General features: G+C 46.5%; 13 protein-coding genes. 6 read left to right on the forward strand and 7 right to left on the reverse strand.

Going from position 1 to position 14082, the window contains the following annotated elements; all coding sequences use genetic code 11:
- Positions 1–74: 74 nt before the first annotated feature.
- The 6 genes from ICN47_RS07410 to ICN47_RS07435 form a co-directional block, all read right to left on the reverse strand.
- Positions 75–713, reverse strand: coding sequence for a molecular chaperone (locus ICN47_RS07410; protein WP_216219297.1), 639 nt, complete (start codon positions 711–713; stop codon positions 75–77).
- Positions 710–2800 carry a 4Fe-4S binding protein gene (locus ICN47_RS07415; protein WP_216219298.1) on the reverse strand — a complete coding sequence of 697 codons (2091 nt, stop codon included), beginning with the start codon at positions 2798–2800 and terminating at the stop codon, positions 710–712. Before ICN47_RS07415 ends, ICN47_RS07410 begins: the two co-directional genes overlap by 4 nt.
- Complete coding sequence (locus tag ICN47_RS07420) at positions 2797–3354, reverse strand: DUF3306 domain-containing protein (protein ID WP_216219299.1); 558 nt, start codon at positions 3352–3354, stop codon at positions 2797–2799. Before ICN47_RS07420 ends, ICN47_RS07415 begins: the two co-directional genes overlap by 4 nt.
- Positions 3354–3875: a DUF3305 domain-containing protein gene (locus ICN47_RS07425; RefSeq protein WP_370626284.1), complete on the reverse strand. Its 522-nt coding sequence runs from the start codon at positions 3873–3875 to the stop codon at positions 3354–3356. The genes ICN47_RS07420 and ICN47_RS07425 overlap by 1 nt, the downstream gene beginning before the upstream one ends.
- A 24-nt stretch (positions 3876–3899) precedes the next feature.
- Positions 3900–4988, reverse strand: coding sequence for an iron-sulfur cluster carrier protein ApbC (gene apbC, locus ICN47_RS07430; protein WP_216219301.1), 1089 nt, complete (start codon positions 4986–4988; stop codon positions 3900–3902).
- A 177-nt stretch (positions 4989–5165) separates the two neighbouring features.
- Positions 5166–5360, reverse strand: coding sequence for a heavy-metal-associated domain-containing protein (locus tag ICN47_RS07435; RefSeq protein ID WP_216219302.1), 195 nt, complete (start codon positions 5358–5360; stop codon positions 5166–5168).
- A 51-nt stretch (positions 5361–5411) separates the two neighbouring features.
- Between ICN47_RS07435 and ICN47_RS07440 the strand changes: the two genes are divergently transcribed.
- On the forward strand, positions 5412–7685 hold the full coding sequence (locus ICN47_RS07440; RefSeq protein WP_216219303.1) for a cation-translocating P-type ATPase: 2274 nt from the start codon (positions 5412–5414) through the stop codon (positions 7683–7685).
- Positions 7686–7690: 5 nt separating this feature from the next.
- Here the strand turns inward: ICN47_RS07440 and ICN47_RS07445 are convergent, their stop codons facing one another.
- Entirely contained in the window at positions 7691–8488 is a 798-nt protein-coding gene (locus ICN47_RS07445; protein ID WP_216219304.1) for a DUF3047 domain-containing protein, read from the reverse strand.
- A gap of 47 nt (positions 8489–8535) precedes the next feature.
- On the opposite strand from ICN47_RS07445, the gene ICN47_RS07450 reads away from it, so the two are divergent.
- Genes ICN47_RS07450 through ICN47_RS07470 form a run of 5 tightly spaced genes read left to right on the forward strand, consistent with a single transcriptional unit; the run spans position 8536 to position 14080 of the window.
- Positions 8536–10032, forward strand: a complete 1497-nt coding sequence (locus ICN47_RS07450; RefSeq protein WP_216219305.1) for a glycosyltransferase family 39 protein — start codon at positions 8536–8538, stop codon at positions 10030–10032.
- Between the two features lie 48 nt (positions 10033–10080).
- Entirely contained in the window at positions 10081–11124 is a 1044-nt protein-coding gene (locus ICN47_RS07455) for a lysylphosphatidylglycerol synthase transmembrane domain-containing protein (RefSeq protein WP_216219306.1), read from the forward strand.
- Positions 11125–11143: 19 nt separating this feature from the next.
- Entirely contained in the window at positions 11144–12403 is a 1260-nt protein-coding gene (locus ICN47_RS07460) for a glycosyltransferase family 9 protein (protein ID WP_216219307.1), read from the forward strand.
- 5 nt (positions 12404–12408) lie between these two features.
- Positions 12409–13188, forward strand: coding sequence for a phosphatase PAP2 family protein (locus tag ICN47_RS07465; RefSeq protein WP_216219308.1), 780 nt, complete (start codon positions 12409–12411; stop codon positions 13186–13188).
- A 4-nt stretch (positions 13189–13192) separates the two neighbouring features.
- On the forward strand, positions 13193–14080 hold the full coding sequence (locus ICN47_RS07470; protein WP_216219309.1) for a 23S rRNA (adenine(2030)-N(6))-methyltransferase RlmJ: 888 nt from the start codon (positions 13193–13195) through the stop codon (positions 14078–14080).
- The last annotated feature ends 2 nt before the right edge of the window (positions 14081–14082 follow it).

Raw genomic sequence — 14082 nt, forward strand, 5'->3', positions numbered from 1 at the left:
TAATTGCATTTTTGACATATTGCAGACATATAAAAATGCTAAAGGCTTTAAGCCAAAAATGTTGCTATGCAACATTAAATCATGTCGTAACTCTGGCCCTCGATGGCCAAAAACTCACGCGTTAATGCAGCAACGGGGTGATAAAGATGCATCTCAGGAATGTCTTCTAATGCATCGCACAATTCGCCATACCAAGGGCGAATATGAGTATTGAAAAAAGCCCTTTGATTTGTAAGGTTTGAAATCTCGACATCATCTCCAGCAATCAGATATCTCATGACCTCGCAGAGTGCTGAAATATGGTCTTCAGTTTCAGTGACCTCATCAGCGGCTTCTAGGCCAAAATCCTCTAAGGCCTTACGGATATTGACCAATGGCTTTTCATTTAAGTGCCCAGCCATATAGAAAGATCCATTAAGGATAACGTTCGGCTTGCCTACGCTAATGAAATTGAGGTCAAACTCGTCATGCCAGGCCTTGGCTGGATTGTTTTTGGCCACTTCCACTACATCCATCCACAGCTTTGCTAAAGGCGCCTCATCAGCAGCATCGTGTTGATCGGCAGTTGCAGCAATTTGATCTAAAAGGGTTTGATCTGGTGGAAGCTGAAAAAAGCGGGCAATTAATCCGTATAAGTCAGCTCGCGCTAAATCCTCTGGCAAGCCAATATCGCCAACCTCTGTTGATGTACTTTCTTTTGCTGTATCGCTCATGTTTCTTTTTTCACCATATCCACTACGCGGCAATCGCCACACATCTTGAGTCTATCCATGGCGGCACCCGAGAATGCCCCATGAGTACCTAACTTCGCCAGCATTAAATCAACCATCTTGAGCGTGCCAAAAGGCTTGCCGCAACTGATGCAATGAAAGGCTTGGGTCTCATTGAGAACCACCTTCTGCTTGCGCTGCTCAACCCTCTGCAGACGCGGCACAAGAACTAGCGCATGCTCTGGGCAGGTCTGAACACAAATGCCGCATTGAACACACTGCTTCTCAATAAAGGAGAGCTTGGGTTCATCTGGGTTGTCTAATAAGGCACCTTCAGGGCAGCTACTGACACACGACATGCATAAGGTACAGGCATCCTGATTAATACTGAGGCCGCCCAATAGGGAAGACTTCGGTAAGGCGGCACCCGCTTCTGGCAAAGCCGTCTTGGCGTGTTTCTGCAAATACTCCAGTACAGCCTCAAGCGTTTCACGTTTCTGCAGTGACAAACCAAAACTTGCTGGAGGGCATAAGGCAGCCAATGCACCACGTTGTCGTAAGCCACCCATCGCTTTAGAAATCGGCTGCAAGTCATCAGCCGAATGAGTCTGTATTAAATGAATGCGAGCGTCAAAACCATAGGCTTGCAGGATAGCATTGGCCAGTTCTGATTGGGCTTGTAAGGCTGCGCGATAAGCGGGATCTTCGTCACCACTTAATAAGAGATGTATTTCAGCAAAACCATAGCTAAGTGCTCCCAACCACAAATCCAAACCAGTTGATGCGATGTGCTCTATGCCATAAGGAATCACAAAGGATGGCAATCCCTCAAATTGTTTTGGGAATACGTGCGCTGAACGACCCAAGCCATCAAGCAACTGAGTGCCCACTTTAAGGATATGTAGCAGCAAGCTAGGGGCAGGCGCTTGATTCAGCTTTTTGGCTTCAGCCATATAAACCGTGGCCAAAGTTTTCAATTCTTTGCCCTGGTGAACCACACTCGGATAGTTGTAACGCATGGCACCGGACGGACATACCGTAGCGCATGCGCCACAACCCATACATAAATTAGGATTAACTTCTACGCTTCCTTGACCACCTTTGAAGATCGAGGAGATTGCGCCCGTAGAACAAACATCGACACAAGCACTGCAGCCTACTTTGCCATTGCGGCCATGTGCACACACTTTCTCGTTATAGGAAAAATATTTAGGCTTTTCAAACTCACCCACCATCTCCAACAACTGATTCACGATCAAAGCTTGCTCAAAGGCATCTGCGCCTGGTGCAAAGTAGCCCTGTGGAGTTTGGCTCATCCGCATTTTAGGATCCGTACGCAAATCCAAAATCAAATCAAATTCTGCATTGCGCTGACAATCGGCTCGATCAAAAGAAATGGCACCGATGCTTGCACAAGCAGTGACGCAATCTCGATGCGATTTGCATTTACTCAAATCTATCTGAAAAGAAAGATCGATTGCATTTTCTGGACAGACTTCAACGCATGCGCCGCAGCGAGTACACATCTCGGGGTCAATTGGATTTTGCAAATCCCAATCGACAGAAAATTGACCTAAGTAGCCATCTAATTTACTGACCGACCCGGTATAGATGGGATAGTTTCGTGCGAGCGGTAAATCTCCGGGTTCGGTACAGAGAACTGATACATCTAAAGAGTCACTTAACTTCTCAGCCCAAGGAATGGCTTGTCTTCCAGCGCCGATAATCAAGAGCCTACCTTCACTTGCATAATTCACAACGGGGACAGGCTCTGCTTCGGGCATCTCAGCCAAAGCTAATAAAGCTGCAATCTTCGGAGTGGAGTTTTTAGCTTCTTGGGTCCAGCCGGCTACCTCCCGAATATTGACAAAACGTAATGGCGCAATCAATGGCTTCTCAGCTTGAGCAGCTAATTCCCCAAATAAAGCACCCTCTTGAGTACAGGCAACCACCAGTGAGTCCGAGCCATCTAGGGCTTGTAAAAATGATCCGACTTCCTGTCTACATAATGAGCGGTGTACTGGCATACCCAACGCCTTCGAATCCAAGGGCATCGTGCCGTTGCAGTTACAAACTAATTTTTGACTCATGACTTATCTTCTGTAATATTTTTCTTCTGGGCAAGATTATCGGTCGTATTGTCCACTACCTGCTTTTGCAACGATGTTGGGGGTATTAAATCAGCAGGCTTATCTGAAACGGAAGCCTGATCAGCCAATTCTTTTATTGGGGCAACCTCCACCTCTTTGCCAGACTTAGAAGCAGCTTCATTATCAGCTTTAAAGATTCCTAACAAATCACTCTGCACTAAACCACGCAGCATTTCTGGTGGCAGCAACTCAGGTTTAGAGTAATCATCAATATAGATATCTAAACCATCCATCACGTTAAAGTGAGGGTCACTGAACATTTTCTTGAGCGCAGCCTGTTGAACTCTTGGGTCAACATCTGGACGCATAAACGCAGAAAAGTCAGGATCAAAACGATCTATTTTTTCAACATCCTCTAGCGTGACAGGTGGTAGTGCTGGCTCTTCAATTGCCGGAAGTGTTGAGGGCTCGACGGCCTCTTCGCCAACCTTTTCCATCTCTTCATCTTTACCAGCTTTGCGCTTAGACCAGCGGCTTAAAAATCCATCAGCCATCATTCCTCCGCAGGGCGATCTGCACCCTTGAATGATGCAGGACGGTGGCGCTTTTTAGGTTCCGGGCGGTAATGCTCATTCACATATTCCTGTAGCCAGGATGCATGCTCATCACTCATCGGAACGGTGTCGACCGATTCACCGCCATCAAGTAGACGGCCAGCTTCGTTATAACTCACACAAATGCGATGGGGCACAGCAAAATTAGTATCAGCTTTTGCTAGCGGAATGGATTGCTCATCCAAAAAGCGTTCGAAGTCCTCTTCCAAGCGCCACATGACAAACCAGCAAGGTATTGTTGCAGAGACATTGAGATAGTAACCTTCAGCCTCATCAGGAAATAGGCTCAACTCAAATCCTGTAAATAACCAAGATTCTCCTTCAGCATCGCGCCCTAAAAACTGACCTACAATCTTTTCTTGCTCGAGATCTTGAGAATGAAATTGACCAAAATCGGGCAATACCTCTTGAGGGACCCACCGATACGAGATCCATGGGTTATCCAAATTTTGCTTACGCATTAAAACTGCAAAGCGCATAAGTCCTCAGGTGTTCTGAACCACGATGTTAGGAAATTTACTGCTCATATCTTTGGCTAGATTAGCAACCCGGATAGCAACTTGTCTAGCGATGTTTTTATAGATAGCGCTGATGGCCCCATCGGGATCTGCAACCACCGTTGGGCGGCCAGCATCAGCTTGTTCACGAATCGACAGGTTTAAGGGTAAGGCGCCTAAAAAATCAACGCCGTACTCTTTGCACATTTTTTCACCGCCACCAGCACCAAAGATATGCTCTTCGTGACCACACTGGGTGCAGACATAAGTGCTCATGTTTTCAATAATGCCAATAATGGGTACGCCGACTTTTTCAAACATTTTGAGACCCTTACGCGCATCTAAGAGTGCAATGTCTTGCGGTGTAGTCACAATCACTGAACCAGTTACAGGCACCTTTTGTGACAAAGTGAGCTGAATATCGCCAGTACCAGGGGGCATATCGACAATCAGGTAATCCAGATCACGCCAACGCGTTTGGCGAAGAAGTTGCTCTAATGCAGAGGTCACCATGGGTCCACGCCATACCATGGGTGCATCTTCTTCGATTAAGAAACCAATGGAACTCGCTTGCAAGCCATGCCCTTCCATCGGTTCGATCGTATTTTCTTCTATCGATTCTGGTCTGCCCGTAATACCCAACATCATCGGTTGACTTGGGCCATAAATATCCGCATCCAAGATACCAACTTGCGCACCTTCGGCAGCGAGTGCTAGAGCCAAGTTAACAGCAGTAGTTGATTTACCGACGCCGCCTTTGCCACTTGCTACTGCAATAATATTTTTAACGCCCGGTAATAATTTGACGCCACGTTGAACAGCGTGTGAAACGATATGGCTGGTGACATTGACGCTCACATTTTTAACGCCCGGTAGTTCACGTAAAACCTGAATGATCGATTTACGAATCATTTCAAACTGACTTTTGGCCGGATAGCCCAATGCAATCTCCAAAGAGATATCGCCATCCTGCACGCGTAAATTTTTAACGTTTTTAGCTGTTACGTAATCAATCTTGGTATTTGGATCAATTAAACCTTTTAAGGCCGCTTGAACCGCTTCAACAGTAACCGCCACCGCTCTCTCCTAAGAAATGCTCCCAATATAGGAGACTGTAAGTTTTGTAACTTTTTGTGAATATTGAATGTGTGGGTAGATTAACCGCACAAAGCTTATTTTGCTTGTAGGGGATTAAGCAGCGCTCTCGATTACCTCACCCCAAATTTGCCCTACAAATTATCAAGGCTTACGAATTCAGTTTAAAACAGGAAATCCCGCATCCGTAATTAACTGGCTCGCCTGCGTAGGTGTCAGGCTGGTTTCAAGGTTCACGGTTTGGGTTGCCAAATCTGCCTGCACCTTGGCCTGAGGATCCTGCGCTTGCACTGCCCTCGTTACCGCATTAATGCAGCCTCCACAAGTCATGCCAGATACTTTTAAAGTCAACATAGGAGGCCTTTTGCATTGAAATAGTTGCACATGAAATAGATTATCTTCTATATGAAGGCTCTAAAAGACACAAATTCAGTACTATTTACCTTGGATATTGGTGGCATGACTTGCGCCTCCTGCGTAGGGCGGGTCGAGAAGGCGCTCGATAAAATCCCAGGTATAGAAGCTGCTACTGTCAATTTAGCCACTGAACAAGCCAGAATTCGCCTCAAAACAGACTCAGATATCCAAATTAGTGATGTCATCGCTCTGGTGCAAAAAACGGGCTATGAAGCCAAATTAAGTTCCCCACATGGCAAAGCAGAATTGGCGCCTGCGAAGACCTTTTGGGGATCTGATGGCCTAGGACGAGTCTTGCTGGGCTTTGCCCTCTCTGCCCCACTTTTTTTGCCGATGTTTCTGATGCCCTTTGACATCCATTGGGCCTTGGCGCCTAAATGGCAACTCCTACTGGCAACGCCGGTTCAATTCTTCTTGGGCTGGCGCTTTTACAAGGCAGGATTTAAATCGCTGATGTCAGGCGTAGGCAATATGGATTTATTGGTGGCTCTAGGTACTAGTGCAGCCTACGGCCTCAGTATCTATCAAATGTGGAGCTCTCCTCATGCCAGTCATGAGCTCTATTTTGAAGGCTCTGCCGTCATCATTTGCATGGTACTTCTCGGTAAATGGCTTGAAGCGCGAGCCAAGCAACAAACTAGCGAGGCAATCAGAGCGCTCCAAAAACTGTGGCCTGAGCATGCCAAAGTACTCGACCCTCAGATAGTGATCACAGAGGGCGCACCCTTAAATGAATACCGCGATCTCCCACTAGAACAGGTCTTCCCCAAAGATCGCATCTTGGTTTTACCTGGTGAGCGTATTCCAGTGGATGGCCTGATTCTCATGGGCAAGAGTCATGTCGACGAATCCCTCCTCACTGGAGAAAGTGAGCCGGTTAAAAAACAGATTGGCGTCAATGTTATCGGCGGAGCGCTTAATGGAGAAGGTGTTTTAGTGATTGAGGCGCAAGCAGTTGGTGTTGAAAGCGTGCTGTCGAAAATCATTTCTCTTGTAGAGGATGCACAAACCCAAAAAGCACCTATTCAAAAATTGGTTGATCAAGTCAGCGCTATTTTTGTTCCCAGCGTCATCATCATCGCTGTGATTACTGGAGTTGCAAATTGGCTGTATTTAGATTCTGCTTCCATTGCCATTTTGCGCGCGGTTTCTGTTCTAGTCATTGCTTGTCCTTGTGCTCTTGGTTTAGCAACTCCTGCCGCAATCATGGCTGGCACAGGTGTTGCAGCACGTTTTGGCATTCTCATTAAAGATCCCCAAGTGCTCGAGCAGGCCCATCGCCTCAGCATTGTGGCCTTTGATAAAACGGGCACGCTCACGATTGGCAAACCGCGTTTACTTGCCCTCATTCCTTTCGCCTCCTCCACTCCATCAGAAGATATTTTGACAACTGCCGCAGGCTTGCAACTTGGTAGTGAGCATCCCTTGGCGAAAGCCTTACTCGACGCAGCTAAAGAACAAGGCCTTACACCTATTCCACCAAGCGCTAGCAAAGCACTAGCCGGAATTGGCATTGAGGGCAAACCTACCCAGGGCCCTTGGGAAAATCAAACGCTCTGCCTGCAGAGTGTTGCCTCGCTTCACGACAATCCGAACATCACATCAATCTTAGAAAAAGCGCAAACTTGTTTTGAAGCAGGTCAAACCGTTTCCGTTTTAATGAATGCTAAAACTCCTGCTACCCCCATTGCTATTATTGGTTTTGGTGATGAGTTGAAAGAGAATGCTAAGACAGCGATAGCTGCACTTCATCAGCTCCAAATTCGCACAGTCATGCTTTCTGGTGATAACCAAGCTGCTGCCGATCGCGTAGGTAAATCGATTGGGATTGATGAAGTATTTGCACAGATCCTGCCAGGTGATAAAGCCCAGATTATTCGCAAACTCCAGACGTCCGACATTCATCATCGTCAATGGGTTGCCATGGTGGGAGATGGCGTAAATGATGCCCCAGCTCTCGCTGCTGCAGATGTGGGGATGGCTATGTCAACTGGTACCGATGTCGCTATGCAAGCTGCTGGCATCACTCTGATGAGGGGTGACCCCACATTAGTTGCAGATGCAATTGATATTTCCAAGAAAACCTGGAACAAAATTCGACAAAATTTATTTTGGGCCTTTGTATTCAATACCACCGGCATTCCCTTGGCAGCGTTAGGCTATCTATCCCCAATGCTTGCCGGTAGTGCGATGGCCTTATCTAGTTTTTGCGTGCTCAGTAATGCACTCTTGCTAAAACGTTGGCACCCTTCTCGTCGCTAAAAATCTTACTTTTGATTTTTACGAATAAGTTCGATATCACCGTAAAACGCCTTCGTTTCTGATTTAGTGTTGTCGGTATCTGTTAGCAAAGCAATGCCGATGACTTCCCCAGGAGCCTCTCCATAAGCACTACGATAATCTGCCGCAAGGTCACGCTGATGCATTAACCATTCGCCTGCTTTTTCGGAACCCGAATCCACCACAATCATTTTGATCCGAGAGGTGTGGGGATTATCGAGAATGGCATTGATGGGATATTTGGTTGACCAGATATACATCAAGGTTGCATAAGGCATCTCTTGACCACTGATGAGGTTAGCCATCTCAAAGGTCATCTTCTCCTTAAAGCTTAGCTTTGATTTATTACCGTCAAAGGCAACCAGAATTCTTAAAGGTGAATCATCATGAAATCTCTCGGTATTGTCAGCCCCAATAATTGGGCCTGTTGCCTTCCACTCCCACTTTAGCCATAGATTTTGGGCCGTTTTGGGTCGTAACTTGACCACCAAGCCAGAGGCAGCGGTTTTAGAGTTGGCACTGAGAACAGTTCTGCCTTGGTAATTCTCTAGGCGATAAACCGTGTTCTTTTTATTAGGGGCAATACGGTAAAAACTCCAGCCAGATGGCATATCTTCTTGAGGCTTTTGTACAGAAAATTTAGGTAAGTCATCTTGAGCTGTAATCTGGTCCACATTCAAGGCCCGACCGGATTCATCCTGTACTTTTCCGCCGCCAAAGTCAGCGCACCCTCCTAACACCAAAGAAATGGCGAGCACTAATGGAAGGCGTAGATATATAAACATCTCTTGATTGTCCCAAAGATTAGGCTAAGTGCGTCTAAAATCTGAGCATGCGCCACCACTCACCAACAACTTGGGCTGCGATCTGCATTTTCATAGCCGCCACGGTGCACTTTGCGCTTGGCTTTGCGGTTGAATTCTCCGTCGATGAAGCTCACTATGCGCTTTATGCCCAACATCTTGCTTGGAGTTATTTTGATCATCCGCCATTAGTTGGCTGGATTCAGTGGCCTCTGGTAGCGGCCACCTCCTCTGAAGGATTGATTCGTATCGTTCCAGAGCTACTCTGGATCATTGCTTGCCTATTGGTATATCGCGTCAGCATTGAGCTTCATCATTTCCTTCAGAGCAGAAATACGGGCTACCTCACTTCAACGATTCCATCGGCGAACCTGTGTGGACTGATGGCAGTCTTGGCTATTGTTGCCGCTCCAATGCCCCACATATTGGCGATTGCTTTGTTACCCGACACTTTATTAGCCCCCATTAGTCTTGGCATTTTGTGGATGGCACTCATCTGGCTGCGCAAAGGTACTTTTCATTTTGGTCAATGGTTCATCTTGGGAGTCTTGCTCGGCTTAGCTGGACTCAGTAAATATACTGCAGCCTTCACTGCTTTTGCATTGCTCCTAGTTTTTCTAAGTACCCCTAAGAAACCTTGGATTACTCAAGCTGGCTTTTGGTTTGCAGCGTTGATTGCGCTGTTCATCATTAGTCCCGTTCTCTATTGGAATTGGGCTAATGATTGGATTTCTTTTAAATACCAGATCGCTCATGGCGGCGGCGGAGTATGGCTCTGGCGTGGTGTAGGTCTCTTCTTATTGCTTCAGATTGCGGTCTTTGGGCCTCTGATTATTTTGGGTGCCGGAATATTTATAAAAGACTTTGTACGCACCAATCTATTTTCTCTGTTTGCCTTACTGGCATTCTTCTTTATTCCCTTTACTATTTTTGCAAGCTTATCTGGTGGCGGAGGTTTGCCGCACTGGACTACTCCCGCTTGGTTTTGTTTGGCGCCCTTTGCTGGTATCGGTCTTGCCAAAGCGTGGGCCGCAAATCATCGCGTGCTCATTCGAATATTGTTTTGCGTTCAAATTGCATTGTGCTTAGTCGGTTTTGGATTTGTAATTTCAGGGGGCATTACTTCGACCTCCGTTAAATCCAACCCCATTGCAGATCTTTATGGCTGGAAAATGGCTGGGCAAAAAGCAGCAGCATTAGCAAGTGCAACAAATGCGAATGGCATTGCCGTGCAAAATTGGACACTCGCCAGCCGAGCCGCCTGGTATGCAAAACCGACTCCAGTATTCGTCTTAGACCAGCGCCAAGATCAATTTGATCTCTGGTTTGGTCAACTCCCCAAGGGAGCAAAAATCATCCTCGTAAACTGGTCTGGCATGCCTTTTGCAGCCCCTATTGGCCCTAAGGTGGGCTTTGAGAGCTGCCAACCCTTGGATAGCCTGGAAATTAGGCATTTTGGTCAATATTTGTCGAAATTTGACTTTAGCCTTTGCAGTAACTGGCAAGACGCTGGTTTAGCCGACTAATTCACCAAATTCAAGAGCTTATACGCGCAAGGCATTATCCTTACGCCTATGAGCTTACATTCAGAGACACCCTCAAAAGCCCCTTCTGGGTGGAAATCAGTCCTCAAACGTGCTTGGCCTACTATTCGGATTTTGTTATCCATTGGCCTCCTTTGGAAAGCAACTAGCGGGATTGATTGGCATGCCATCTTGGAATCTGAGATTCAGATGGAGCCATGGTGGTTTTTAGCAGCCCTTATTAGCGCAACTACTGCTTGTCTTTGTGGTGGATTTCGTTGGGCTTTTTTAATGCGTAAAGTGGGCTTTCAAGGACGTTTCAGAAATTACATCCTGCTCTATTTCACTGGAGCATTAGTCAACCAGGGATTACCAAGTACCTTGGGTGGTGATAGCTATCGCGCGATCACAGCAACTCACCTCGATAAAACTGGAACCTTAACGGGTAAAAAAGATTTGGATAATGAGTTGTATCACTCTGTCGATCTCGAGCATGCCACTCCGCGTCTGAGATTAAGTTTTGCCATGGTATTGGTAGACCGCTTGCTTGGCTTAGCCGGCAATAATCTTTTAGGCGGCATTGGCTTGATTATTGGTGGAGCGACATTAGCAGCCTGGGGTACTGATTTAGGCTACCTCGTGACAGGTATCATGATTGCAGTAGGTTTAATCATCGCTCTCGTTCTTGCTATTAAGCCAACTTATCGCTTACTCGAAAAAGTTCTGGAACGCTTTCACATGCGTAATGCACTCCCCGGAATTCATATTGCTTTTTCCTGGCCGTATAACGTTGGTCAAGCAGCGTATGCGATTGGGGTTCACTGCCTGCTGATTTTTACTTTCTTCTGCTGTCTGCGCGCCTATGGTGTAACAGCTCCAATTGCTAGCTTGATGATTGGTTTACCTGCGCTGAGCCTATTGCTCATGCTCCCAATTAGTATTTCTGGCTGGGGACTACGCGAAGCCACTCTCTCTTCAGTGCTAGCGCTGTGGGGAGTCAATCAATCGATTACGGTCTTGGCCTCTATTAGTTTTGGCGCTATCACTGTTATCTCCGTATTACCTGGTGCGTACTTTTTACTGAAACGTAAATAATTTTTCAAAGCAAAAAATAATGGCTATTAGCGTCAATACAATGCGTGCGATTGATCATTGGGTTGGAGTGCCTTTATGCGCCCTCATCAGCCCAGCAGTCGCATTAATCGATACCATCAAAAATGCATTTTCTTCGAGCCCACAGACCCCAAAGAAACTCCTTTTTATTGAGCTCTCAGAAATGGGCAGCGCTATTCTTGTAGATCCTGCTATGCGCAATGCACAAGCACGCGGTGCTGAACTCTACTTTTTGATTTTCAAAAGTAATCGAGCTAGCCTTACTTTATTAAATACCGTAAAACCAGAGAATATTTTTACGATTGATTCCTCTAGTGTTGGCAATTTAATAAAAGATACCTTCAGCTTTCTGATGCTTGCGCGACGTCATCGCATTGATACCGTCATTGATCTAGAGTTGTTCTCACGCTTTACAGCAATCTTGACTGGCCTATGTGGTGCAAGACGTCGCGTGGGTTATCACATTTTCCATGGTGAAGGATTGTGGCGTGGTTTTATGTTGACCCGCAAGGTGCATTACAACCCGCATATTCACATTACGAAGAATTTTCTCTCACTCATTCATGCGGCGTTTGCAACTGAAATTGAAGTCCCGTTTAGCAAGATTCAGATCCCAGACTCAGAAGTTCGTCTTGAGCAGGCTGTGATCAATCCTGCAGCGCTAGAAACTGTTCGTACCCGTATTGAAAAACTTGCGAAGGATTCTGGTATTGCGTATACATCCGGCAAGGAACGCTTAATTCTGATTAATCCGAATGCGAGCGATCTTTTGCCACAACGCCGCTGGGCACAGCAGCGCTTCTCCGAACTCATTCAAGCAATTCATCAGCGCTACCCGCAAGACCTGATCTTGATTACTGGTTCACCTGCGGAGTTAAATTACGTTGAGAAAGTTCGCTCTGTTGCAAACGTTAAAAACGCATTGAACTTTGCAGGGCAAGTGAGCTTTGCTGAGCTACCTCCTCTATACACACTTTCCGATGTCATGGTGACCAATGACTCCGGTCCTGGTCACTTCTCTGCAGTTACCCCACTGAGAACCGTAGTGCTCTTTGGGCCTGAGACACCAGCGCTTTACGGCTCTGCTGGTAACTCGATCGCCATTACCGCTAATCTTGCTTGTTCTCCTTGTGTGAGTGCTGCCAACCATCGCAAAACACCTTGCCAAGACAATGTCTGTATGCAAGCAATCACCGTACCTCAAGTTCTTGAAAAAGTACGTTTGCAATTAGACGCAGCAGATAAAGCAAAGGGTCGTTAAGCAGGATGAGCAAAAAAGCCATCCCCACTCTTGCGTGGTTGATTCCGCTATTACCCATTGCCCTTGCAACAGCAATCTATTTCGGAGAGTTTCAGAGCAGCAGCTTTCTCTTTGTAAATCGCTTTACTCAAATACTTCCCGATACTCTTTGGGCTTGGCTTACTTTTTTTGGTAATGGTTGGGGCGTTTTTGCCATAGCATTTCCGCTGCTCTTGCTTGCCCCTCGCCTATTAACAGCAGGAATTCTGACCGGTGTTATTGCAGCATTGGCTAGCACCTTCCTCAAGTCCTGGTTTGACTTACCTAGGCCTGCCGGCTTACTGGAAGATGGGAGCTTTTATCGTATTGGTGAACCCCTGCTCAATAGAGCTTTTCCATCTGGTCACAGCATCACTGCGTTTGCCATTGCTAGCGCTTTGTATTTCTCTGTAGATAACAGCAAGCGACGTCCCATGCTGTTGATATTTGTCTTTGCAGTTTTAATTGGCTTATCGCGCAGTGCAGTTGGTGCACACTGGCTTACCGATGTATTGGCAGGTGCAGGAGTTGGCATGTGGTGTGGAATGATCGGCGCAATCTTAGCAAGATATATTCCTGACGATCAACTGCAACCCACAAAAATATTGCCGCGCTTGATTGCGATCGCAGGGGCGCTATCCATTTACGTGCACCTAACTCAAATCATAGATCTTGAGCTGAACCTCCCTTTGCAATACGCTGCGATTGTTGTCATTATTCTCACTTTGGTGTTCTTTATCAAAGCTCAATTCACTAAAGCAAAGTAAAGCTATGTTTAGCTATCGACATGCATTCCATGCAGGCAGTCACGCTGACATTCTGAAGCACTTAACACTGATTCATCTTGTTGAATATCTTCAAGAAAAGCCTGGTGCCCTCACGATTGTTGACACCCATGCGGGTGCTGGGATCTACAACCTAGAAGATGGTTTTGCCACAGTCAGCAAAGAAGCAAATGGTGGCATATTTCGACTGGCTCAATATCTAGAGTCCTGCCATAAGACCGGCATTGCTGTGGAGTCAGGTATTGCCCATTATCTAAAGTGTATTCAGTCTGAAAATACTGATGGAACTCTAAGCGTTTACCCAGGATCTCCTTTTATTTTGGCACGCCTCTTGCGCCCCCAAGATCGCCTAAAGCTGTTTGAGCTCCACCCTAAAGAAATTGACATTCTTCGCCACAATATCAATCAACTCCCTCAAGCCAAGCAGATTGACGTTTATGCCGAGGATAGCTTTGCCAGACTCAAAGGCTTATTGCCTCCCCCAAGTCGACGTGGCCTCGTGTTGATTGACCCATCGTATGAAGATAAGCAAGACTATCGCTATTTGGAATCCGCCCTCGAGGAAGCCCTACAGCGCTTTGCTACCGGTTGTTACGCTATTTGGTACCCAGCAATCTCTCGAAGAGAATCTGCAGCTTTACCAGATCGCATGAAAAAAATTGCTGCCGCACATCAGCGCTCTTGGCTTCATACGGAGTTACGCGTTGAAAATGCACCTGGAGAACGCCGCCTGCAAGCTAGCGGAATGTTCATCATCAATCCACCGTGGACTCTGGAAAAACATCTTGCAGAAGCATTGCCTGTTTTAGTCAAGGCTCTTGGTATAGATGCTGGTGCAAAATTTGTACTCAAAAGTTTTGAGGCAAAAGCTTAAAG

The organism is Polynucleobacter sp. AP-Latsch-80-C2, assembly GCF_018882185.1.
Classification (GTDB): Bacteria; Pseudomonadota; Gammaproteobacteria; order Burkholderiales; family Burkholderiaceae; genus Polynucleobacter.

What these genes read in the sequence shown, in the direction of transcription:
- ICN47_RS07410 (WP_216219297.1), bottom strand. Translation starts at nt 713, where the DNA reads ATGAGCGATACAGCAAAAGAAAGTACATCAACAGAGGTTGGCGATATT.
- ICN47_RS07440 (WP_216219303.1), top strand. Translation starts at nt 5,412, where the DNA reads ATGAAGGCTCTAAAAGACACAAATTCAGTACTATTTACCTTGGATATT.
- ICN47_RS07435 (WP_216219302.1), bottom strand. Translation starts at nt 5,360, where the DNA reads ATGTTGACTTTAAAAGTATCTGGCATGACTTGTGGAGGCTGCATTAAT.
- ICN47_RS07445 (WP_216219304.1), bottom strand. Translation starts at nt 8,488, where the DNA reads ATGTTTATATATCTACGCCTTCCATTAGTGCTCGCCATTTCTTTGGTG.
- ICN47_RS07415 (WP_216219298.1), bottom strand. Translation starts at nt 2,800, where the DNA reads ATGAGTCAAAAATTAGTTTGTAACTGCAACGGCACGATGCCCTTGGAT.
- ICN47_RS07425 (WP_370626284.1), bottom strand. Translation starts at nt 3,875, where the DNA reads ATGCGTAAGCAAAATTTGGATAACCCATGGATCTCGTATCGGTGGGTC.
- ICN47_RS07450 (WP_216219305.1), top strand. Translation starts at nt 8,536, where the DNA reads ATGCGCCACCACTCACCAACAACTTGGGCTGCGATCTGCATTTTCATA.
- ICN47_RS07420 (WP_216219299.1), bottom strand. Translation starts at nt 3,354, where the DNA reads ATGGCTGATGGATTTTTAAGCCGCTGGTCTAAGCGCAAAGCTGGTAAA.
- ICN47_RS07455 (WP_216219306.1), top strand. Translation starts at nt 10,081, where the DNA reads ATGAGCTTACATTCAGAGACACCCTCAAAAGCCCCTTCTGGGTGGAAA.
- ICN47_RS07470 (WP_216219309.1), top strand. Translation starts at nt 13,193, where the DNA reads ATGTTTAGCTATCGACATGCATTCCATGCAGGCAGTCACGCTGACATT.
- ICN47_RS07460 (WP_216219307.1), top strand. Translation starts at nt 11,144, where the DNA reads ATGGCTATTAGCGTCAATACAATGCGTGCGATTGATCATTGGGTTGGA.
- ICN47_RS07465 (WP_216219308.1), top strand. Translation starts at nt 12,409, where the DNA reads ATGAGCAAAAAAGCCATCCCCACTCTTGCGTGGTTGATTCCGCTATTA.